21 protein-coding genes and 3 tRNA genes are annotated in these 21,571 nt (G+C 34.5%); 6 read left to right on the forward strand and 18 right to left on the reverse strand.

Annotation, left to right across the window (positions count from 1 at the left end; translation table 11 throughout):
• Positions 1 to 3 precede the first annotated feature (3 nt).
• The 13 genes from asd to H3U97_RS08685 all read right to left on the reverse strand — a co-directional run bounded on the left by asd (position 4) and on the right by H3U97_RS08685 (position 11,725).
• On the reverse strand, positions 4 to 1,107 hold the full coding sequence (gene asd, locus H3U97_RS08625) for an aspartate-semialdehyde dehydrogenase (RefSeq protein ID WP_065652024.1): 1,104 nt from the start codon (positions 1,105 to 1,107) through the stop codon (positions 4 to 6).
• A gap of 177 nt (positions 1,108 to 1,284) precedes the next feature.
• Positions 1,285 to 3,348 (reverse strand): prolyl oligopeptidase family serine peptidase, encoded by a 2,064-nt coding sequence (locus H3U97_RS08630; RefSeq protein WP_198198717.1) that lies wholly within the window; start codon positions 3,346 to 3,348, stop codon positions 1,285 to 1,287.
• A gap of 215 nt (positions 3,349 to 3,563) precedes the next feature.
• Positions 3,564 to 3,995 (reverse strand): PTS sugar transporter subunit IIA, encoded by a 432-nt coding sequence (locus tag H3U97_RS08635; RefSeq protein ID WP_065579090.1) that lies wholly within the window; start codon positions 3,993 to 3,995, stop codon positions 3,564 to 3,566.
• A 17-nt stretch (positions 3,996 to 4,012) separates the two neighbouring features.
• Positions 4,013 to 5,011 (reverse strand): SIS domain-containing protein, encoded by a 999-nt coding sequence (locus tag H3U97_RS08640; protein ID WP_086361467.1) that lies wholly within the window; start codon positions 5,009 to 5,011, stop codon positions 4,013 to 4,015.
• Between the two features lie 2 nt (positions 5,012 to 5,013).
• Positions 5,014 to 6,093 carry an SIS domain-containing protein gene (locus tag H3U97_RS08645; protein WP_065579088.1) on the reverse strand — a complete coding sequence of 360 codons (1,080 nt, stop codon included), beginning with the start codon at positions 6,091 to 6,093 and terminating at the stop codon, positions 5,014 to 5,016.
• A gap of 16 nt (positions 6,094 to 6,109) precedes the next feature.
• Positions 6,110 to 6,931, reverse strand: coding sequence for a PTS system mannose/fructose/sorbose family transporter subunit IID (locus H3U97_RS08650; RefSeq protein ID WP_034903235.1), 822 nt, complete (start codon positions 6,929 to 6,931; stop codon positions 6,110 to 6,112).
• Complete coding sequence (locus H3U97_RS08655) at positions 6,912 to 7,745, reverse strand: PTS sugar transporter subunit IIC (protein ID WP_086361466.1); 834 nt, start codon at positions 7,743 to 7,745, stop codon at positions 6,912 to 6,914. Before H3U97_RS08655 ends, H3U97_RS08650 begins: the two co-directional genes overlap by 20 nt.
• Positions 7,746 to 7,762: 17 nt before the next feature.
• Complete coding sequence (locus tag H3U97_RS08660) at positions 7,763 to 8,230, reverse strand: PTS sugar transporter subunit IIB (RefSeq protein ID WP_065613642.1); 468 nt, start codon at positions 8,228 to 8,230, stop codon at positions 7,763 to 7,765.
• A 14-nt stretch (positions 8,231 to 8,244) separates the two neighbouring features.
• Positions 8,245 to 8,928 (reverse strand): GntR family transcriptional regulator, encoded by a 684-nt coding sequence (locus tag H3U97_RS08665; RefSeq protein WP_065613640.1) that lies wholly within the window; start codon positions 8,926 to 8,928, stop codon positions 8,245 to 8,247.
• Complete coding sequence (locus H3U97_RS08670) at positions 8,925 to 9,647, reverse strand: GntR family transcriptional regulator (protein WP_198198718.1); 723 nt, start codon at positions 9,645 to 9,647, stop codon at positions 8,925 to 8,927. Before H3U97_RS08670 ends, H3U97_RS08665 begins: the two co-directional genes overlap by 4 nt.
• Before the next feature lie 474 nt (positions 9,648 to 10,121).
• A tRNA-Pro gene (locus H3U97_RS08675) sits at positions 10,122 to 10,198 on the reverse strand.
• A gap of 31 nt (positions 10,199 to 10,229) precedes the next feature.
• Positions 10,230 to 10,305: transfer RNA gene (locus H3U97_RS08680), tRNA-His, on the reverse strand.
• 124 nt (positions 10,306 to 10,429) lie between these two features.
• Entirely contained in the window at positions 10,430 to 11,725 is a 1,296-nt protein-coding gene (locus H3U97_RS08685; protein ID WP_086361465.1) for a serine dehydratase subunit alpha family protein, read from the reverse strand.
• A gap of 381 nt (positions 11,726 to 12,106) precedes the next feature.
• Here H3U97_RS08685 and H3U97_RS08690 point away from each other — a divergent pair, with 381 nt between their 5' ends.
• Positions 12,107 to 12,787 carry a response regulator transcription factor gene (locus H3U97_RS08690; RefSeq protein ID WP_034901087.1) on the forward strand — a complete coding sequence of 227 codons (681 nt, stop codon included), beginning with the start codon at positions 12,107 to 12,109 and terminating at the stop codon, positions 12,785 to 12,787.
• Between the two features lie 18 nt (positions 12,788 to 12,805).
• The gene (locus tag H3U97_RS08695; protein ID WP_198198719.1) at positions 12,806 to 14,110 is read left to right on the forward strand and encodes an ATP-binding protein; all 1,305 of its coding nucleotides are present in this window, start codon (positions 12,806 to 12,808) and stop codon (positions 14,108 to 14,110) included.
• On the opposite strand, the gene H3U97_RS08700 is transcribed toward H3U97_RS08695, so the two are convergent.
• Entirely contained in the window at positions 14,107 to 14,856 is a 750-nt protein-coding gene (locus H3U97_RS08700; RefSeq protein ID WP_065613636.1) for a M15 family metallopeptidase, read from the reverse strand. The genes H3U97_RS08695 and H3U97_RS08700 overlap by 4 nt on opposite strands.
• Before the next feature lie 103 nt (positions 14,857 to 14,959).
• Between H3U97_RS08700 and H3U97_RS08705 the strand changes: the two genes are divergently transcribed.
• From H3U97_RS08705 to H3U97_RS08715, 3 genes are read left to right on the forward strand one after another with little or no spacing between them, the layout of a single operon-like run.
• Positions 14,960 to 16,150: a bifunctional tRNA (adenosine(37)-C2)-methyltransferase TrmG/ribosomal RNA large subunit methyltransferase RlmN gene (locus tag H3U97_RS08705; protein WP_065579081.1), complete on the forward strand. Its 1,191-nt coding sequence runs from the start codon at positions 14,960 to 14,962 to the stop codon at positions 16,148 to 16,150.
• Positions 16,151 to 16,169: 19 nt separating this feature from the next.
• The gene (locus H3U97_RS08710) at positions 16,170 to 16,784 is read left to right on the forward strand and encodes a hypothetical protein (protein WP_198198720.1); all 615 of its coding nucleotides are present in this window, start codon (positions 16,170 to 16,172) and stop codon (positions 16,782 to 16,784) included.
• Positions 16,785 to 16,835: 51 nt separating this feature from the next.
• Positions 16,836 to 17,414 carry a manganese efflux pump MntP family protein gene (locus H3U97_RS08715; RefSeq protein WP_198198721.1) on the forward strand — a complete coding sequence of 193 codons (579 nt, stop codon included), beginning with the start codon at positions 16,836 to 16,838 and terminating at the stop codon, positions 17,412 to 17,414.
• An 87-nt stretch (positions 17,415 to 17,501) separates the two neighbouring features.
• On the opposite strand, the gene groL is transcribed toward H3U97_RS08715, so the two are convergent.
• The 3 genes from groL to H3U97_RS08730 form a co-directional block, all read right to left on the reverse strand.
• A complete protein-coding gene (gene groL, locus H3U97_RS08720) occupies positions 17,502 to 19,148 on the reverse strand; it encodes a chaperonin GroEL (protein ID WP_198198722.1) in 1,647 nt (548 codons plus the stop codon).
• A gap of 47 nt (positions 19,149 to 19,195) precedes the next feature.
• On the reverse strand, positions 19,196 to 19,489 hold the full coding sequence (locus H3U97_RS08725; protein ID WP_065602873.1) for a co-chaperone GroES: 294 nt from the start codon (positions 19,487 to 19,489) through the stop codon (positions 19,196 to 19,198).
• A 145-nt stretch (positions 19,490 to 19,634) separates the two neighbouring features.
• Complete coding sequence (locus H3U97_RS08730; protein WP_198198723.1) at positions 19,635 to 20,072, reverse strand: FxsA family protein; 438 nt, start codon at positions 20,070 to 20,072, stop codon at positions 19,635 to 19,637.
• Positions 20,073 to 20,231: 159 nt separating this feature from the next.
• On the opposite strand from H3U97_RS08730, the gene H3U97_RS08735 reads away from it, so the two are divergent.
• Positions 20,232 to 20,307: transfer RNA gene (locus H3U97_RS08735), tRNA-Phe, on the forward strand.
• Positions 20,308 to 20,731: 424 nt separating this feature from the next.
• Here the strand turns inward: H3U97_RS08735 and H3U97_RS08740 are convergent.
• Positions 20,732 to 21,571 carry a PRD domain-containing protein gene (locus H3U97_RS08740; protein ID WP_198198724.1) on the reverse strand — a complete coding sequence of 280 codons (840 nt, stop codon included), beginning with the start codon at positions 21,569 to 21,571 and terminating at the stop codon, positions 20,732 to 20,734.

Below are 21,571 nucleotides of genomic sequence, written 5' to 3' on the forward strand. Positions count from 1 at the left end.
TCATTAAGCTAAGATGCGTAGCATTCTTCGTAATGGTTCAGCAGCACCCCATAATAACTGATCGCCGACAGTAAAGGCTGATAGATACTCTTTACCCATATTCAATTTACGTAAACGTCCAACTGGTGTACTTAAGGTACCTGTAACCGCAGCTGGAGTCAGTTCTCGCATAGAAAGTTCACGATCATTTGGTACAACTTTAACCCAATCATTATGAGCAGCAAGTAGTTTTTCAATCTCAGGAATGCTGATATCTTTCTTCAATTTAATTGTGAATGATTGACTATGGCAACGTAATGCCCCAACTCGTACACAAAGTCCATCAACAGGGATAATCTGACTTGTTCCTAGAATTTTATTGGTTTCCGCTTGGCCTTTCCACTCTTCACGACTTTGACCGTTATCAAGAGCTTTATCAATCCAAGGGATTAAACTGCCCGCTAAAGGCACGCCAAAATTATCAGTTGGTAAACTACCATCACGCATTTTTTGCGTCACTTTGCGTTCAATATCTAAAATAGAAGAGTTAGGATCTTGGAGTTGTTTAGCAACTTCTGCATTTAACATTCCCATTTGAGTAAGTAATTCACGCATATGACGTGCACCACCACCAGAAGCCGCTTGATAAGTTGAAACCGAAACCCAATCGATTAAGTTTTCGGCAAATAATCCACCAAGAGACATCAACATTAAACTTACTGTACAGTTACCACCAACAAAAGTTTTAATGCCTCTATCTAAAGCTGATTGAATGTTAGCTTTGTTCACTGGATCAAGAACAATAATTGCATCATCTTCCATACGTAAAGTTGACGCAGCATCAATCCAATAGCCTTGCCAACCGGTTGCTCGCAATTTTGCATAAATTTCAGAGGTATAATCACCTCCTTGGCAGGTAACAATAATATCTAATGCTTTTAAAGCATCAATATCATTGGCGCTTTGTAATATTCCTGTTTTTCCACCAAACGAAGGAGCTGCTTGACCAGCTTGAGAAGTAGAAAAGAAAACAGGATTGATATAATCAAAATCATGTTCTTCAACCATACGTTGCATAAGAACAGAGCCCACCATTCCTCGCCAACCGACAAAACCAACATTTTTCATATTTTATTTCCAAAAGTAGATGTTATATAAAGAAATATTCATTTACTATTAAAGCAAAAAATCACCATAAAACAAGTCAGATAAGAATTATTTTTGTAGTCGCGGATATGATAACGTGGTGTTATATATAATTTTATCGACAAAACTGAAGGTGACACAAAACTAGTACATCATAAACTAGTCACTAATATTTGTTTTCCACATAAAAAACACCATCATATCGATAAAATAATTAATAAAATGGCCATCTTCTTGGTTAGCTATAATAAAGACGTTTTCATTTTGAGAACGATTTATCTCACCGAGTCGGGCTGCAAATTTGGCACTCTGCCAAGGAGATACACGTGCATCTTGTAAGCCAACTGAAAGCATCACAGGTGGGTAGTTAACACCTTCACGTAGATTAAGATAAGCATCGATAGTTTGCAGATTTTTAAATTCCTGTTTATTGAAAGGCGAACCAAATTCCGCAAAATTCACACTACCAATTGGTATTTGATCTAAGCGGCTCATATTCAACATACCTGAGGTAATTGATGCGGCGGCAAAAAGTTCTGGATGTCTGGCTAATGCAGAGCCAATTACAATACCACCTGCACTGGCGCCACTTATGACTAGCTTGGATGAATTGGTGTAACGATGATCAATAAGATATTTTGCGCATTTAATAAAATCATTGACTGAATTTATCTTATTTTTTCCTTTTCCATCATGATGCCATTTAGGTCCTAGTTCTCCACCACCACGAATATGGGCAATGGCAATAATACCACCTTTCTCAAGCCAAATTAAACGAGTGGTATCATAATAATTAGGATAACTATTTTCGCCATAAGCGCCATAAGCCGTTAACCAAGTTGGATTATTGCCATCAAGTTTAATTCCTTTTCGATGAATAAGTGTAAGAGGAATAAGTTCGCCATCATTGGATTTAACCCATTTTTGCTCTGATTCATAATCTGCAAATAGTGATGCGTCAGTCTTTATTATTTTAGAATCTTCTATTAACTGACTATCAGGGTCATATTGCCATATTTTTGGTGGTATATTCCAATTTTGTTGGGTAAATAAAATCTCTTTATTGTCTAAACTAGAAAAAATAGCCGTTACCTCATTACCATCACTAACAGGAATCGATTTGATGTTATGCAGATCAGCAAAAGGAATAGTAACAAATTTATACTTTCCATAATCATAATAAGCAAGATAAATAGCATCTTTACTGACTGTAAACCGAGTCAATTCGCCTTTTTTCCATTCAATTATTTTTTCTTCTGGAGAATGGATATGATTAAGGTTTAGTCGAGAAATGGTATAACCTGAAAAGTTATTATATTTAGCCAAATAAAGCCAATTATCTCGTACAAAAAAATCCTCTACATTTTGTTTTCTATCGATGATCTTTTTCCAATGTTTGTTTTCCAGATAAAGAGAGTTAGAGTCGGATAAATATAAATCTATGGCATCACCGGATATCGAAGATTCTACTGAGACAACTGCCCAATTGGCTGATAGCGATAAGTAGGTATATTGGTCAATATTAGCTTGATAATTCTCAATATTAGCTTTACCAAAAATAGCCAAATCCTTGTCACTATTGGAGCCTAAACGATGAAGATAAAGTTCCTCCGTTCCTGACTTTCGATTACCGGAATCAGCAAAATTATTACGATGATAGAAAAAAGATAAATTATCATTCGCCCATACTAAATTTGAGAAAGTTATGCCGGATAAGCTATCGGCTAGATGTGCTCTAGTTTTTACATTAATCACTTTGATTGATGAAATTTCAGAATCATTTTCAGAAATAGCATAAGCAACATACTTACCATCATTTGAAGGGTACAAATTATATATATAACCAACTGGTGGGTCGACTAATAATCTTTCTTTGCCGAATCGATCTTTAACAAACAAACGGTTATAAGGATGCTTATTTGTTCGTTTCAAGTAAAAAGTATTATCACCCTTTAGTCTAATATTATGAATTATTGGTTCAGTTCCATAATCTGTTAATTCACTGAATCGTTTTTCAATCGATGAGAACAAATCGAGTTTTTCAAGAATTTTCATTGAACGATTTGATTCAGATAATAACCAATTATTAGTTAGATCCTTTTCTGTTTCCATCCAACCATAACTGTCAACTGAGGAATAAGAATTATTCGATACACAACTAATACAGTTTACTAATGATAAAAAGACAATAATGATAAAAAAAAATTTTTTTAACCAGAACATTATTGATCTCCTTTTATCATGCTCTATAAAAAATAAAACTAGAATAATTATCTAGTTCTATCATTTATATCTTAATGTATCAAATGATTATTATTCATTCGTTTTGGCTAACTCTTCGTCTAACATATAGATTATTATTGCAATTTAAATAATTGGTTTTTGATAAAACAAAGCCCGAATTATCGGGCTTATTTTAGTTTTGTGCGTTGGCAATTTTAGAAATCTTCATCACTTGGTTCATCTACTGCCATTGCTGCCATATTATACCGCTCAATCCCTTGAGTTCCGGCTTGTATAATATCTGGTAACAATGTTACTAGATTTGCGTCAGTGCGTTGCATAAAGGTTTCTAACAACATAGGGACATTTACACCAGTGACTATTTCTATAGTAGGAAAATCAGCCATCAACCTAACTAAAGTATTAAATGGTGTGCCACCTTTTAAATCAACAAAACAGACAATTTCGGAGCCAAAATGCTGTAACTCTTCTAGCTTTTGTTGCAGTTGTTGTTGAAAATCATCTGTTGATTGCCCCATTGCAAACGAAACCGCTTCACACTGAGATTGTTTACCACAAATCATTTCAGTCGTTTCAATTAAGCTTTTCGCTGTTGAACCATGTGTACTGACTAATACAGAAATCATCGATTTAAGTTCCTATTTTAGTAATCTAAACAACGATAATAACGACGGATTGACATTGGATGACGATTTAAATGTTCAACATAAGCATCGATACGATTATTGATAGCACGGAAAACAAATGGTGAAAGATTTCCACGATATTTTTCTGATATACCTGGTAATTCATAATCTTTGGTATCAATAATAGTATAATTACCACAAATTTGCGGTAAGAACTTAGCGACTCTTTCACTTAATGGGCGTTGAGTATCTTCACCGACATAAACGGTTACTGCAGTATCACGATCAATAACTTCTAATGTACCATGGAAAAATTCTGCTGACTCAATTGATTTTGAACGTAACCAATGTTGTTCTTCCCAATAACACATAGCATGAGAATAAGTTGCCCCCCATTGATTACCCGCGCCAACAAAATAGTGCATTGGATCATTATGATGTTTTTCAGCAACTTCTTGACCAAATTTATCGGCTTTTTTCGCAACGGCAACAATATTTTTAGCAAAATGTTGATCCATTTGTTGGTAGAACTCTTCATAATCAGGGAATTCTCCAGCTAAAAACATTAAACGATCAGCAGTCATAAAGAATTTTAATTGTTCATTCATTGGATAAACAACTACATGATCGGCCATATTTCCTAATGGAGTATCGGCTTTATCCATGAAAGCAAATACAGTTGAACCAACTTCTTTTTGGATTTTTTCAATAGCAGCAACCACTTCTTGTGTTGTGCCAGTTACTGATGAAATAATGATAAGCGTATCTTTAGTAATACGTTTGTTACCAGTTACTAAATATTCAGCAGCGTGTTGCACAAAGGTCTCAATCGCTGTTTTTTCTTTCATATGTACAACTGCTTGCATTGATGATGCATAAGTACCACCAATACCTAACCAACAAACGTTGCTATAACCACGCGCATGGATTTTATCAATAAATTCATTGATTTGTGGTCTTAATGCTAATGCACCATTCATGCTGTCTAATTCTTTCTTTTCGTCATATTTTCTCATTTTTAAATCCTCTTAATTTTCGAGCTAGTTATTTCATCAAATTCTGGATAGGTTGATTTTTCAAGGTTATGACCTTTTAATCGTGAAACTTGGTAACTTAATAGATGAATTGGTATTGTCATAAATAGTGATGCGTACAGTTCATCTATATCAATATTAAGACACAAATCGTCTTGTTTAACGTTGCTACTGTTATTGGCGTAAATCGTAGAAATATTTTTAACATGTTTAGTTAAAAATACTTTTAACAATTCAGCACGGCTAGATAACACGCCATGTGGTTCAAGAAAAACGATATTATCATTCTCATGTAAACCTAAATATGGGCCATGCATATACTCCTCGAGCTCTTTACCAAAAGCACTATTACGTATAGTTTCGGTAAACTTTGTTTCACCTTCTCGAGCAATACCATAGGTTGCACCGTAGCCAATAAATATGACTCGTTGAGAATGATAAAATTTGTGTTGATATTGATTTACCCAAGCTTGCGATTGTTCAATAACTTTAGGTAGCAAACCTGCAACTTTTCTAAGTTGATCGAAATAACTAGCAAATTGTTGATCATCCATGCTGCCATTTTTTTGTGCAATGACTAAAGCAATAATTATCAAATCAAGAATCGTAACGCTATAACCAGCACTGACATAAGGCATTTCCTCAATAGGAATGCCCATAGATAACACATTATTACTAATTTTATATAATGGACTATCAGGATTGCTGGTAAGCGTATAGATAATTTGATTATTCTTGATAAACTCTTCAACTAAATGAATCGTTGAATAGCTTTCACCCCCTTGTGAAATAGCAAAATAGAGGGTATTAGGATCGCTGTAATGTAAATAATTAGCAGCGATTGAAGGATCTTCAATATAAACGGGAACCTTTAAGATTTTACTCATTAAAGGTCTCGCTCCATAAGCTGCGTTAGAACTTGAACCTGTAGCAAAGATAACAATTGAGTTAAATTGTTTAACTTTACTTGAATCAATAGTATCAACAAACAATGTTTGATAATTGTCTAAAATACTTTGATAGTATTCAGGTTCTAATGCTACATAATCAGCAATACTTTTCATTACATCTTCCTTTTTATTAACCTAGTAATCCACTCCAAGCACCAAAGACACCAATACCTGCAATCATTAATAAGATCCAATGTGCTTTTAGTCCTTTTCTGTCTAATAAAAAGATAAATAAAGTAAATAATAACGGCAATATTTGCGGAACAATACCATCGAAAATATCCTGTAATGACGTAGCATCAGAGCCTGAGCCAATGGTTAGTGGCATATTTAATGTTACCATCGTCGCCACCATGGCCCCTACCACCGAGAGCCCCAAGATAGATGCGCCATAAGACAATTTATCCATCAAGCCAGTTTTTTGTACTTTTTCAATAAAAGATGCACCAATGTTATAACCAATAAATAGACCAAAATAACGAGCAATAATGGCTGGAATATTGAAAATTAATAAAAATAGTAGTGGCCCTAAGATATTACCTTGCATCGCCAGTGAAGTACCAATACCTGTTGCAATAACCCGTAATGTTCCCCAGAAGAATGAATCTCCCAAACCACTTAGTGGTCCCATTAATGCAATTTTGACGTCATTTATTGAACTTTCATCAAAATTTTCATTTACGGCATTTTGCTCTTCCATAGCAATAGAAATACCTAATGGGAAAGTAATTAACCATGGCGTAACATTATAAAACTCTAAATGTCGTTGATAAGCAGTAGTTAATTGTTCTGGTTTTTGGCTATAAATTTTTTCTAAAGCAGGACGAATCGCAAAAGAATAACCTAGATTCATTTGTCGTTCATAGTTCCATGACCACTCAGCAGTGAAAGAGCGCCAAAATGTTCGCATTAAATCCTTTTTAGTAATTAAATTAGAATTCTTCATCTTCATAATTGATCTCCTGTCCTACTAAAGCATTGCCTGATTGATTATTAACTTCTTGATTGTCTGAGGTGGTAAGTTTTTTGCCGGTAAATGAAGAGTAACCGGTAAGAATTAACGCCATACAAGCGCCAAAAACGGCAACACCAGTGACAGGTACTTTCATATATACTGCTACAGCAAAACCAAGAATAAAGAATGTTGCATTGGTTTTTTTGATCATAATCTTCATTAACATAGCAAAACCAAATGCAGGTAATAAGCCTGTTGCAATTCCTAAACCGTTAATGACAAACTCAGGGATCACATCAAGTAAGCCTTTTATTGCTTCACTTCCAAATAAGTAAGAAAAACCAACGACTAAGCCAATTGGTAGGTTGATAGAAAAGAAACCGCCGAAAATATTCATGCGATCAACGCCTTTACCATTACCTTCACGAGCATACTTATCTGCTTTATGCACAAAGTAAGGTAAAATGAACAAGAAACATAAGTTTTTAACCACTAAAACCAAAGAAGCAATTGGAATCCCTAAGGTTAAGGCAACTGCCGTACTTTTACCGGCACCAATCGCAAACGCGGTTCCTAATACACTACCTGAAATAATTTCTGGAGGGATAGATGCACCAATAGAAAAAGAACCAACAAACGCCAACTCTAATGTCGCACCGATGATAATTCCTTGTGTAACATCTCCCATTACTAGCCCAGCTAAGGTACAAGTAACTAAAGGTCTTGATAACATAGATGAACCTAAAAAGTATTCACCATTGGCTAACATAGCAATCAAGGCCAAAATAATTGCTGTAATAACAATACTCATTTTGTATTCCTTTTTGTCTATTTTTCAAATTTTTGCTTAGATTCACTTGGGATCTGTTGTATATACACTTCAACACCATCTTGTTGTAATCCAGCTAATAAGTCCGCTTCTAACTCGGTCAAATTAATTGTTTTAGAATAATTTTTGGTTCCTTCACGAGGTTTAGTTCCTCCTAAATTAAGACTAGTTATTTGTCCCTGAGTTCCGCGGATGAGTTTTTCTGCATCTTCTACCGATTCCACCACAATTAACATCTGATATTTATCTGTTACACCAGAATTAATAGCACCAATACTGTCATCAATTGACTTCATGACTAGTTTGGCATTTTCAGGTTTAGCTAATCGAATCGCTGATTTACGAAATTCATCATTAGCAACAGCATCGTTGGCAACTAAAATAGTATTAGCTCCAACATTATCGAACCATGAAACAACAACCTGACCATGCAATAAGCGGTGATCGACACGTAACAATTTAATCATTGGTTTTCTTCCTCCTAGGTGAAATCCACCACATATTTGGTATTACTAGCGAATTTGTATTCAATAGCAATCGGTTCGCTATTTATATCAAAATAGTGATTAGACACTTTAAATAATGGTTCATCAATTTGGCAGCGTAATTGCTTAGCCAATTCAGCATTGGCAACAATTAACTGTAAATCTTGTTCTAATTTATCGACTTTTTTCTTACCCGAATTAGTAATTTCAAGCGCTGATAGCACTTTTATTATTGAAACTTGAAAATCAGGAAAATAGTGAAGGGGTAAAAGAAAAATCTCTTTTACTACACTAGTTTTAGCAACTTCTAAAAAACTAATATAATAAATTAGTGCTGACGGTTTTATCTTTAATAATTGGCTATAGTAAGGGCCAGCTTTTCTTAAATAATTCTCTTTAAGAATTTTTTTATGATGTTGATAAGTGCCCGGTTTAATAATACCAGTCATCTCAAGAATATTTTGGGTAGACAGCATTGGGGCAACAAATAAACCAACCCCTTTTTTTCGTACAACCAAATTTTTTTCTACTAATAGGTCAATGGCTTTACGAACAGTAGTACGACTGACATCAAAATCTTTTTGTAATTGAACTTCTGGGGAGAGCTCCGCACCCACACCATATTGACCCGAGTTGATCTGCCCCATTAAATGATCGGCAATTTTTTCAAACAATTTCATAATTGTTTTTCTCCATAATTGAAGATATTTTTCGCCGATAGATGATATTTAAATCGTTTTCCTGATAGATATTGCTCGGTATGTTCAAATGGTTGAAAGTTAATATCAAAGCTATTACTCGATACTTTATAAATGGGTGTTCCTTCAATAACCTCTAAATATTTGGCTTTATCTTCGGTTGCTGACTCATAAGTAATTTCTTCACGACCGTGACTTGGCTTGAATGGATAATTCTCTTTCAAAAATTGATAAAGAGAAACATTATTTAAATCGACTTGTTCTAAACCTTTAAATCTATTAGAAGGTAAATATGTTACTTCGTAGGAAAGCGGAGTTTTGTTTAATATCCTTTGCCGAACAATTCTAATCAATTTTTCATTCGAACCAAAAAAAGATCTCAATTCAGCTGGCATATTAATAATTTGATTGGTGAGAACTTTAATATTAAGGTCAATATCGTCTTCTTTTTTAACTTCTTCACTGAAAGAAGACATTTTTAACATATTAATCTCAAAAATTTTATGCGGTTCCATATCAGTATCGTTTTGGAATACATAACCTTCCATAGCTAAGTCACTTAAAGCGTTTCTTATTGTTGTACGACTTACACCAAAATGTTCTGCTAGTGCTCGTTCTGTCAATTTCTTACTGACAATAGTCGGATTAGCTTTAATCAGTTCTTCAACATAAGTTTTTGAAGCTATTTCACGATATTCCAAAAAACACACTCCATTGATGGACTTTTTTATAAAATAGATATACGTTAAGATAACGTAAATATTGTTAAAAAATAAACAAAAAAATACATGTTGTCAATTTTAAGTACCAAATTTGTTGTACAGATCACAGTTTTTATTATTATTTATAATTAAATCAATATTTTATATTTAAAATATGTATGTGTTTATTTGATTTGCAATAAAGTAAGACTTGAAGAAAACTCAATGTAAAAACGCAATTTTATCAAGTCATAAGAAGGAGCGGAGTATAAAGCCTTTATAGAGTTAATTATAAAGGGCATGGTAAACATGCATAGTTACAGCTTAGATAATTTAGAAGGATAAAAATGTCTAGTCGTTGCTAAAGCAACGCTGTCTCGTGCTACTTGGCTCAAACCTCTTATCGGTTCGAATCAAATGCATTGTTGTAATAATAAAAAAGCCCACTCAAATGAGTAGGCTTTTCTATTAAATTGGTCGGCGAGAGAGGATTCGAACCTCCGACCCACTGGTCCCAAACCAGTTGCGCTACCAAGCTGCGCTACTCGCCGTCAGAAATTGCTTCACATTCTAAATATAAAATGGGGTGGCTAATGGGACTCGAACCCACGACAACTGGAATCACAATCCAGGGCTCTACCAACTGAGCTATAGCCACCATAGAAGCAGGACGAAATATTACGCATAAAAAATAATATTGTCCAGCATATTTTTTAAAAATAATACCAATTGGTTATATTAAAAGCGTTAAAAGGCTATTCTTTTAGCGTTTCCCAAAAAAATTAGGCTTTATGCGACATAATATCAATTATCTGAGTGTCAGTTGCTTTCATACTATTACTAACAATCGCCCCTAAATTATTAATTGAAGTTTCAACACTATCACAAACAATACCTTCATTACCTGTAACACGAATTCGGTTTAGTGCCATTAATACAGCTTTAAATCCGGATGAAACCGAAGTTGAAACTTTCATTGCACAACTATTTGATGCACCATCACAAATTATTCCGGACAAATCACCAATCATGTTACAGATGGCCATATTAACTGGCTCATATTGGCCTTTACCAAGTAACCACGCCATACCGGCAGCCGATCCCATGGCTGCTGTTGAGGCAGCACAAAGTGCAGATAATGGCGGAAATTTACTATGAATATAAATGGCAATGGTATGTGATAAAATAAGTGCTCTAGCTAATTGCTCCGGCGTTGCATCTAAATAATTGGCAACAACAACGACCGGCATAGTTGCAGTAATACCTTGATTGCCTGAACCTGAATTACTCATAGCAGGTAACGTTGCACCGCCCATACGCGCATCTGATGCAGCAGTAGTACGAATAATCACTTTAGACAATAGATCATCGGCTAATAAACCATTTTTAGTTTGTTCATGTAATGTCGCCGCAATACTTAGGCCATAATCTCGTCTTAATCCTTCCTGAGATAAGGCATCATTTAATTCTGCTGAGTGTAAAATAAATTCGATATCAGCAAAATCAGCCTGCGAGGCAAAATCATATATCTTTTTTACTGACATCAATTGGATGATAGCCGCATCTTTCGAATCATCTTGCTTTTGATTATTGGCTTTAAAAATTATTTCACCATTTTTTTCAATCAAAATCACATTAGTGTGTGAGTTTTCAATACAGACGCGGACATGATCGTGACTAGTATAAATATTAGCTTCAGAATAAATAGCAGTATTATTATTGGCAATTTGCACATTAACTTTATGCTCATTGAGCATCGTTTTGGCTTGTTCGATCTGTTGTTGAGTAATATTTTTAAGGACTTCAAGACCAGCCTCAGCATCACCACCAATGGCACCAATGGCCGCTGCAATAGCTAATCCCACCATACCAGTACCCGGAACAGTAACCCCCATGCCGTTTTTCATAAGATTGGGCGAGACATAAGCATCAATGTGGCTAATTTCTTTTTTATCAATATATTGAGTTGCCGTAGCAGCAGCTAAAGCAAGTGAGATAGGTTCAGTGCAACCAAGTGCGGGCAAGACTTCATGTTTCACCAATTTGATTAATTGTTGCCACATTACTTGTTGTTCCATTTTTTATCTCCATATTACTAACATTAGTGTTAGAAAGTGAAACATTTAGCCACAAAATTAAGTGATTATTTTATTCTATTTAACTTGAAAACTAAATGTTAAGCTCACATATTAAAGAGTAAGTGAACATAATTTATCAGTTTTATACTGATTTTATTAATACGTTAAACCACTATAAACAGATTTTTATTCAACCATTTTTTGTTTAAAATATATACGACAAAAATATACTAAATCTGAAACATCTATACTTAACTGCATAGTAAATAAATTAATCAGGAATAGTTCAAAATATGTAATATTTTAGTAAAACCACCTGACTTTTTTTTTATTATTGCAATAATGTAACTATCAAAAATTAAATAATAATGGCGAGATATGATAAATATTTTATTAATTGATGATGATGTAGAATTATCACAAATGCTTAGCGAATATTTAACCAATGAAGGTTTTAATATTAAAAGTGTTTATTTAGGTAAGGATGGTATTGATGAAGCGCTGTCAGGTAAATATCGTGCAGCAATTTTAGATGTTATGTTACCTGATATTAATGGCATTGATGTCCTAAAAAGCATTCGTCAACAATGTAATATGCCAGTTATTATGCTAACTGCCAAAGGCGATAATATTGATCGCGTATTAGGGTTAGAATTAGGTGCTGATGATTACATTCCAAAACCATGTTATCCTCGTGAGTTATTAGCGAGATTAAGAGCGGTATTACGTCGATTTGACGAACGTTCAGTCGAATTAGTCGATGAGAAAAAATATCATTTTAATGGCTTAACTTTAGATCTTCCACAACGACTTTGTACTTGGAATGGTCAACCAATAGATCTCACCTCTACTGAATTTAACTTGTTAGTTTTACTGGTTAAACATAGTGAGCGGGTAGTAACTAAAGAAGAATTGTCTGAAATAGGTCTAGGTCGTGCTCGAGAATTATATGATCGCAGCGTCGATGTTCATATCAGCAATATTCGCCAAAAACTACATCAAGTAGCACAAAATGATGTGACCATTGAAACAATAAGAGCGGTTGGCTATCGTATCCGTTAATCAAACCATAGGTTTGCTATGAATCGTCGATTATTTTGGAAAATATTGGTTATATTTTGGATAATTTTTTATCTTACCTTCCAATTAACTTGGATTGCTTTCTCTTATTATATAGAAAATAGAAATCAACGATTCTTAAATCATATGCCAACTAAAGTGGATATGATTGCTCAATTATTGCATGTTGCCGGTGAAGATGAAACACTCAATTTTATTGCCCATCTACCCGAACGTGAGCGAGTTTTATTGTCAATAAAATTGGTGTCTCCGCAATATGATCAAGTTAATATCATCACAGATGAATTAGAACCTAGCGCTTATGTATATCAAAGGATGGCAGTAGCACCTGATGGCACCCTCTATTCGGTATCATTTAAAGACGATAAAACAGATCACAGCAATAGCAAAAATAAAACTTTATTTAATATGCCGACCCCTATTTTGTTAATGGGGATCTGTGTTGGTTTAGTATTCAGTCTATTTTTAGCATGGAACTTAACTAGACCAATGAAATTACTAAGACAAGGATTTTTCCGCGTCTCGCAAGGCGATCTGTCGGTTAGGTTATTTAAAAAGTTAAAACCTCGTCGTGATGAACTGAGTGAATTAGGTAAAGATTTTGACATGATGGTTGAGCAACTCAACATCTTAATATCTGATCGACAAGCGCTACTTCATGATGTTTCTCATGAACTCAGAACCCCTCTGGCCCGCTTACAATTGGCAATCGGTCTTGCCCAACAAAATAAACAAAATATCGATACAGCTTTAGCTAGAATTGAGTTAGAGTCGGAACGATTAGATCAATTAATTGGTGAGATTCTCAATTATTCACGGGCTGAAATGAATAATCGAACCGATGAATACTTTGACTTAAAAGAGTTAATTGGTGTAGTGGTTAATGATGCCAACTACGAAGCCAATCACCAATCTATTGAAGTAGAGTTTAACTTATCATCAATTAATCACTCTATTGTTAAAGGTAATTCTGAACAGATACGACGCGCGATTGAAAATATTATTCGTAATGCTATCCGCTTTTCTAATGCAGGCCAAACGGTTGATGTATCATTAAAAGAAGCAGGAAAATATTTACAAATTGAAGTTAAAGATCGTGGTCCGGGTGTCGATGCCAGCAAATTATCGAGTATTTTTGAACCCTTTGTCCGTATTCAGTCAGCACAGTTAGGTAAAGGCTATGGACTAGGTCTAGCCATCGCCAGAAAGACCGTTATTATGCATAACGGTACTATTCAAGCTAATAATCGTGATGGTGGTGGTTTAGTGGTAACAATCAAACTACCTTATTGGCGAAAAAATTAATAACAATCCGGATTAACGGTTAATACATATTCTTTTACCAGACTTTCTAAGGTAATTTTATCGTAACCAGTAAAATTCAGATTTTGCATAATCATCTGTGGATTGCTGTCAAGTATTGCTTTATATTCAGCAATATATTGTTTGGCGATTGGTTTATATGACCAATGCCACTCTTCTGGCAAATAGCCCCCTTTTCGCCCCTCATTGAATGGTTGGCAAAAACCATATTTCGGTAAGTTTTCACGAAGCCATTTATACAAAATAATTCCCTGTTTATCATTTTTAAAATATTCAGACGATACACTAGTAATATCAATATCTGTTCCCCAATGATGTCTTGATGTACCAGGCATTGAAGATAATTTTAAAATTTGTTCGGCAATTTTTTGTGGATTATTCAACTTAGGTAATAATGCATCCCACTTACGTTGCCAAATACCATTTTGATAGGTGTAATTACGTGTAGCACTCACTACAATAAAAGGAATATTAGGATAAGATTTTTTAAAATCATTATAAGCCTTAATCAACTGCTCAGTTGGTTCCTTCTGTAAATACATACCTTTTTTGTTTACTGGTAATATTGTTGAATCGAGAGCAATATAATTACTATCTTTTTTTTCATCAAATTGCCCAGTAAGTTTATTTAATGGAATAGATTGTGCCATAGCAAACGTTGAACATAAGAGTAAAGTTAAAGTTGAGCTAAAATGAGTAACTGTTTTCAATGTTATTATTTTTTTCATCATTTAGATTCTAATTAATATTATATTAGCCAGACAGGGTGAAAACCAGTATAATCCTTTCCCTAAAAATTGAAATAGCCATAATGTGTAAAAACGAGGCCATATGTTAACATCAGCTACACACAAATCGTCTGATAATTGTTTGGACGTGACAAATACAACTAATCAAAACACCACCAATCCAACTAACGAAAAAATAAACTTACTTAACTTTACCCGACAACAGTTAAGAGAATTTTTTATTTCGTTAGGAGAAAAACCATTTAGAGCGGATCAAGTGATGAAATGGATCTATCATTTTGGGATAGATGATTTCGATCTTATGACCGACATTAACAAAAAATTACGTGAGCAATTAAAAAAATTAGCTGAAATTAAAGCGCCTAAAATTGCCATCGAGCAACGTTCATCCGATGGCACTATAAAATGGGCTTTAGATGTAGGCAATAATCAAATGATTGAATCGGTTTATATTCCTGAACGAGATCGTGCGACCTTGTGTGTTTCATCACAAGTGGGCTGTGCTTTGGAGTGTAAATTCTGTTCAACAGCGCAACAAGGTTTTAACCGTAATTTAACCGTATCTGAAATTATTGGCCAAGTTTGGCGCGCATCAAATGCCATTGGCGTAACAGGTAAATTAGCCGATCGACCTATCACTAACGTTGTTATGATGGGAATGGGTGAACCTTTACTTAATTTATCCAATGTTGCACCAGCAATGGAAATTATGCTAGATGATTTTGGTTATGGTTTATCCAAAAGACGCGTGACTCTTTCTACTTCTGGTGTCGTACCCGCTTTAGATAAATTAGCTGGCATGATTGATGTAGCATTAGCTATTTCATTACATGCACCAAATGATGAAATTCGTAGTGAGATTATGCCAATTAACCAAAAATATAATATGGCAATGTTACGTGATTCAATTTTACGTTATCTTTCAACCTCGAATGCTAATCATGGTAAAGTGACCATCGAATATGTATTACTCAACCAGATCAATGATAGTGTCGAACATGCCCATGAACTAGCTAAATTCCTGAAAAATGTACCAAGTAAAATCAATTTAATTCCATGGAATCCTTTCCCAGGTGCGCCTTATGCGCGTTGTTCAAACACCCGAATTGATCGGTTTATGAAAACATTAATGGGTTACGGATTTACAGTTATCGTTCGGAAAACACGTGGCGATGATATTGATGCAGCTTGTGGTCAACTTGCAGGCGAAGTTGTAGATCGTACCAAACGAACGCTTTATAAAAAGCAAAATCTTGTTCAACAAACCGCCTAAAATAACCAAGGAGTTGTACATGAAAAACGTATTAATAGCATTAAGCAGTTTGGCCATGCTAATGCTAACAGGTTGCCAAATGAATGGTCATGAGGATTTTGATCCAGAAACCGCTGCATTAGCAAGAATGCGATTAGGTTTAGGTTATTTAGCCAAAGCCAATGAATCTGAAGATAACGTTAAAGCGGCACATTATAATCTAAAATTGGCCGCTCAGTATTCACCCAATAATCCTCAAATCATGCTAGCAATGGCAATGTTTGATCAACATGTTGGTGAATATAATGAAGCTGAGATGATTTATAAACGAATCACATTAATGCAACCAGGTAATGGTTTATATCGTGTGCACTATGGTTCCTTTTTATGTGGTAGAGATCGTTACCAAGACGCGAAACAACAATTTGCCAAAAGTTTAGAACTAGATCGACACCGCTGGAAAGCAGATACCTACGAGCAATATGGTTATTGTGCTATCCAAAACGGCGATAAAAAAACTGCAGATCTAATGTTTAAACAACTTTTTGCATATGATGCAAGTCGTCGAAGTAATGTAGCAAAAACGGCCGAACTTTATAAAAATAAAGGCGACAACAAGATAGCTAACTATCTATTTTTAGTATCAAAAAAATAAATTATAAATAAAAAATTAAAATTAACATCATTGGAAGCAAGAGTATATATCATGAGTTTTTTGGCTATTTTACTGCTAGCATTAGCCATGTCTACAGATGCCTTTGCGGTAGCGATTTGTCGTGGCGTATCACTAAAATCAACGCCGTTTTTAGGCGCATTAAAAGTGGGGATCTTATTTGGTTTTGTTGAAGCCATCACGCCGATATTAGGCTGGTTAATTGGTTATATTGCCTTACAATATATTGAAAGATGGGATCATTGGATTGTTTTTACCGTTATGCTATTGTTAGGTCTAAACATGATCTATCATAGTTTTAAACAAGATAACGATGACAACTGTGATGCAAAACCATTTCCTTCATCAAAAAAATCATTTCTAATATTAGTTCTTACTGCGATTTCAACAAGTATTGATGCATTTGCTGTTGGTGTCGGATTAGCACTTGCCAGCGTTAATATTTATATTGCCGCCACCATGATTGGGCTTGCAACCTGTATCATGGTTACGTTGGGCTTATTGCTAGGTAAAAAAATTGGTTGTTTAATTGGTAAACAAGCATCATTTATCGGTGGCATCGTTCTTATTGTCATCGGTTCAATCACATTGTACCAACATCTCGCTATATAATTTTATTCTTTATTAAACAAATTTAGATATAAAAAAACCACTCACATATTGAAGTGGTTTTTTATTTTGACTGGCTAAATAGGGGAATTACATCATTCCGCCCATTCCTCCCATGCCGCCCATACCACCAGCAGCACCTAAGTCAGCTTTATCATCTTTAGGTAAATCAGTAACCATACATTCAGTTGTGATCATAAGACCTGCTACTGATGCAGCATATTGTAATGCACTACGTGTTACTTTAGTTGGATCTAAAATACCCATGGCAATCATATCACCATATTCTTCAGTTGAGGCATTGTAACCATAGTTACCTTTACCGCCTTTAACCGCATTAACCACAACAGAAGCTTCTTCACCGCAGTTAGTAACGATTTGACGTAATGGCGCTTCCATTGCACGAAGAGCAACTTTAATACCAACGTTTTGATCTTCGTTTGCACCTTTAAGGTCTAAAATTGCAGAAGCAGCACGAACTAACGCAACACCACCACCAGCAACAACACCTTCTTCAACTGCTGCACGAGTCGCATGTAATGCATCTTCAACACGTGCTTTTTTCTCTTTCATTTCAACTTCAGTTGCTGCACCAACTTTAATTACTGCAACACCGCCAGCTAATTTAGCCACACGCTCTTGAAGTTTTTCTTTATCGTAATCAGAAGTTGATTCTTCGATTTGTTTACGAATTTGTTCAACACGCGCATTAATTAATGATTCTTCACCAACACCGTCGATGATAGTTGTGTTATCTTTATTGATAACCACACGTTTAGCTTGACCTAAATCTTCAAGTGTTGCTTTCTCAAGCTCTAAACCAATTTCTTCCGAAATTACAGTACCAGCAGTTAAGATTGCGATATCTTGTAACATTGCTTTACGACGATCACCAAAACCAGGAGCTTTAACCGCTGCAACTTTAACAATACCACGCATAGTATTCACAACTAATGTTGCTAATGCTTCGCCTTCAACATCTTCAGCGATGATTAATAAAGATTTACCTGCTTTAGCAACGGCTTCTAATACTGGTAATAATTCACGGATATTAGAGATTTTTTTATCTGCTAATAAAATATACGGGCTATCTAATTCAACAGTCGCAGTTTCTGGTTTGTTGATGAAATATGGTGATAAATAACCACGGTCAAACTGCATACCTTCAACAACATCTAATTCGTCTTGTAAACCAGTACCATCTTCAACAGTGATAACACCTTCTTTACCAACTTTTTCCATTGCTTGAGCAATTAAAGTACCAACAGTTTCATCAGAGTTTGCTGAAATAGTACCAACTTGTGCAATTGCTTTAGAGTCAGCACATGGTGAAGATAATTTTTTAAGCTCTTCAACTGCAGCAACCACCGCTTTATCAATACCACGTTTTAAATCCATAGGATTCATGCCCGCAGCAATAGCTTTTAAACCTTCATTAACGATAGCTTGAGCAAGTACTGTTGCTGTCGTTGTACCGTCACCAGCTGCATCATTTGCTTTTGAAGCGACTTCTTTAACCATTTGTGCACCCATGTTTTCGAATTTATCTTCTAATTCGATTTCACGAGCAACTGATACACCATCTTTAGTAATAGTTGGTGCACCAAATGATTTATCTAATACCACATTACGCCCTTTTGGACCTAAAGTTACTTTAACTGCATCAGCTAATACATTAACACCTTTAAGCATTTTAGTACGAGCGTCATTTCCAAATTTCACATCTTTAGCTGCCATTTTCGTATTTCTCCTAAATTCTGTATATAAATTAAATTATTTGCCAGTTATGCTTCAACAATGGCTAAAATATCGGTTTCTGAGAGGATAATCACTTCTTCGTTATCAATTTTTTCTGTTTTAACGCCATATCCTTCATTGAAAATTACGATATCACCAACTTTAACATCTAATGGCTGAACTTGACCATTTTCTAAAATGCGACCATTACCAACAGCTAAAACTTCACCACGTGTTGATTTACCAGCAGCTGAACCCGTTAAAACAATACCGCCAGCTGATTTTGATTCTACTTCTTTGCGTTTAATGATCACACGATCATGCAATGGACGAATTTTCATTAGTTATCTCCTAGCACTAATTTTTATTTAAACAATTATTAACAATAAATCATAAAATTATGATATGTATTATATAGTGGACAATACATGGGGATTATTTTAAATTCTTCAAGAGAATAAAATAAAAAAAAATCCAATTGGTTATTTATTCATCACTCTTTCGTTTGAATTCCCCTTCAATAACATCATTCATTTGTGTGTTGCGGTTAGAAGAAAAAGCATAAAATTTTGAGGGTAGTTTTCCAACAATAAACCGAACAATATATTCTTGAACATGTGGAATTAACATAATGGCGCCAAGAATATCAGTTAAAAAACCTGGAATAAGTAACAAAAAGCCAGCAAATAATAAGGATACGCTCTTAATAATTTCATCTTTGGGATTTTGTTGATTAACAATTTTTTGTTGCATAATACTTAGGTTTTTTAAACCTTGTTTTTTGATTAATGAAAGCCCAATAATTGAAGTGGCAATAATCCCAATCAAAGCAAGAAAAACACCAATTGAATCAGCAACTGTTATAAACAAACTCAGTTCAAAATAAGCATAAATAAAAAAAATAATAAAACCAAAAACTCGCATATAAAAATTCCTCTAAATATAGAGTGATATTATTCTAACTAAATTATAAATATAGTGATAACTAGTTAAATTTCAACCAATCAGTACATATTTTTTAAAATTTCTTACAAGAGGGATTGACGGATGATCACGAATCGTGTTTAATACACATCCATTGTTGCCCGGATAGCTCAGTCGGTAGAGCAGGGGATTGAAAATCCCCGTGTCCGTGGTTCGATTCCGCGTCCGGGCACCAATCACCAAATTTTAAGACCTGCTTCTAGCAGGTTTTTTTATGCCTAAAGCTTTTTCAAAGAGTTTTCTTTGTCAACCGACATCAACTTAGATTACTCTATATCAAGTGCAAAATCGGATACAAACCTGGACACATTTGGTTCGATAATAGCGTGTATCCATAAAATAGCTTTAAAGCCTTTATTGGTAATGCTTAAGAGAAATTGCTTGAGCGCTACCTTTTATGATCAGTATTTTTTCATACTAACTCAAAATTTTGTGAGCAGATCACGTAAAATGGAAACCACATAGTTGAAAAACTATTTTGGGATTTCGATGGCAAAAACATCTTATTATCTCGAATAAAAAGAGATTATTAGCAATAATCTTCTATTTTGGTATTAATTATCGATATAAACATCAGTGCTGACTTTTGTTTGCTTGATTTAATGTACAATACGAATGATATGTAGTATTAAATAGAGGATTTCTTCATTTGAAATCGTGATATTAAGCTGATTAATTAAATATTTTTTAATGACATTTGCACATTTAAACTCATCTGGATATTGCCTAATCACCTGTTGAAAAACAAAATCATTATCAGATTGTAGCTGCTTCTGCTCAAAAATACGCTGAATAAAAAACTGCATATGAGTTAAAAAGCGTGAATAATGTAGCGATTGTTTATCTATTCGAATTGCAAAATTAAATTGAATAATATTGAATATATCCTTCAACATTTTAACGGACAATAACGTGTGCTGCATAGTTTGTTGATGTGATTGACCGTTAACTAAATGAAAGGCTATGTTACCTGCTTCCTCCTCAGGTAAACTAATATTAAGACGTTGGTTTATATAGGTTATGCCGTACTTTGCAACTTCAAACTCTTTAGGATAAAAGCTTTTCACTTCGTATAACAAGCGATTTTGAATAACCACTCCTGAATAATATCTTTCAATAGCATAATTGAGGTGATCTAATAAGGTAAAAAAGAGTGTTTCTCTAAAAGTCGTTTGTAATGTTTTGCTCGCATAGTCTAACAAAAATCTCGTTAACTCGATGTAATCATCAGGTAATGATTCAATTAAGTTAAGATAACCTTGAATATCTGTTATTTGTCGTAAAACAAAACATTTCTCAATCTGCTCAGCATCAAGCAGATCACCAACTTTAGCATTAAAACCGATCCCTTTTCCCATCAGGATCACCTCGTTATTATCACTATTTTTGGATAATACTAGGCTGTTATTTAAAATTTTATCAACTTTAAATGTTATCAT

This window comes from Gilliamella sp. W8128 (genome assembly GCF_016100545.1).
Taxonomy (GTDB): Bacteria; Pseudomonadota; Gammaproteobacteria; order Enterobacterales; family Orbaceae; genus Gilliamella; species Gilliamella apis.

Excerpts from the sequence above, each read along its gene's own strand:
- H3U97_RS08715 (WP_198198721.1), top strand. The coding sequence starts at position 16,836 with ATGAGTTTTTTGGCTATTTTACTGCTAGCATTAGCCATGTCTACAGAT.
- H3U97_RS08665 (WP_065613640.1), bottom strand. The coding sequence starts at position 8,928 with ATGAAATTGTTTGAAAAAATTGCCGATCATTTAATGGGGCAGATCAAC.
- H3U97_RS08630 (WP_198198717.1), bottom strand. The coding sequence starts at position 3,348 with ATGTTCTGGTTAAAAAAATTTTTTTTTATCATTATTGTCTTTTTATCA.
- H3U97_RS08685 (WP_086361465.1), bottom strand. The coding sequence starts at position 11,725 with ATGGAACAACAAGTAATGTGGCAACAATTAATCAAATTGGTGAAACAT.
- H3U97_RS08635 (WP_065579090.1), bottom strand. The coding sequence starts at position 3,995 with ATGATTTCTGTATTAGTCAGTACACATGGTTCAACAGCGAAAAGCTTA.
- H3U97_RS08725 (WP_065602873.1), bottom strand. The coding sequence starts at position 19,489 with ATGAAAATTCGTCCATTGCATGATCGTGTGATCATTAAACGCAAAGAA.
- H3U97_RS08740 (WP_198198724.1), bottom strand. The coding sequence starts at position 21,571 with ATGATAACATTTAAAGTTGATAAAATTTTAAATAACAGCCTAGTATTA.
- H3U97_RS08710 (WP_198198720.1), top strand. The coding sequence starts at position 16,170 with ATGAAAAACGTATTAATAGCATTAAGCAGTTTGGCCATGCTAATGCTA.
- H3U97_RS08660 (WP_065613642.1), bottom strand. The coding sequence starts at position 8,230 with ATGATTAAATTGTTACGTGTCGATCACCGCTTATTGCATGGTCAGGTT.
- H3U97_RS08695 (WP_198198719.1), top strand. The coding sequence starts at position 12,806 with ATGAATCGTCGATTATTTTGGAAAATATTGGTTATATTTTGGATAATT.
- H3U97_RS08700 (WP_065613636.1), bottom strand. The coding sequence starts at position 14,856 with ATGAAAAAAATAATAACATTGAAAACAGTTACTCATTTTAGCTCAACT.
- H3U97_RS08640 (WP_086361467.1), bottom strand. The coding sequence starts at position 5,011 with ATGAGAAAATATGACGAAAAGAAAGAATTAGACAGCATGAATGGTGCA.
- H3U97_RS08730 (WP_198198723.1), bottom strand. The coding sequence starts at position 20,072 with ATGCGAGTTTTTGGTTTTATTATTTTTTTTATTTATGCTTATTTTGAA.
- H3U97_RS08655 (WP_086361466.1), bottom strand. The coding sequence starts at position 7,745 with ATGAGTATTGTTATTACAGCAATTATTTTGGCCTTGATTGCTATGTTA.
- groL (WP_198198722.1), bottom strand. The coding sequence starts at position 19,148 with ATGGCAGCTAAAGATGTGAAATTTGGAAATGACGCTCGTACTAAAATG.
- asd (WP_065652024.1), bottom strand. The coding sequence starts at position 1,107 with ATGAAAAATGTTGGTTTTGTCGGTTGGCGAGGAATGGTGGGCTCTGTT.
- H3U97_RS08645 (WP_065579088.1), bottom strand. The coding sequence starts at position 6,093 with ATGAAAAGTATTGCTGATTATGTAGCATTAGAACCTGAATACTATCAA.
- H3U97_RS08705 (WP_065579081.1), top strand. The coding sequence starts at position 14,960 with ATGTTAACATCAGCTACACACAAATCGTCTGATAATTGTTTGGACGTG.
- H3U97_RS08650 (WP_034903235.1), bottom strand. The coding sequence starts at position 6,931 with ATGAAGATGAAGAATTCTAATTTAATTACTAAAAAGGATTTAATGCGA.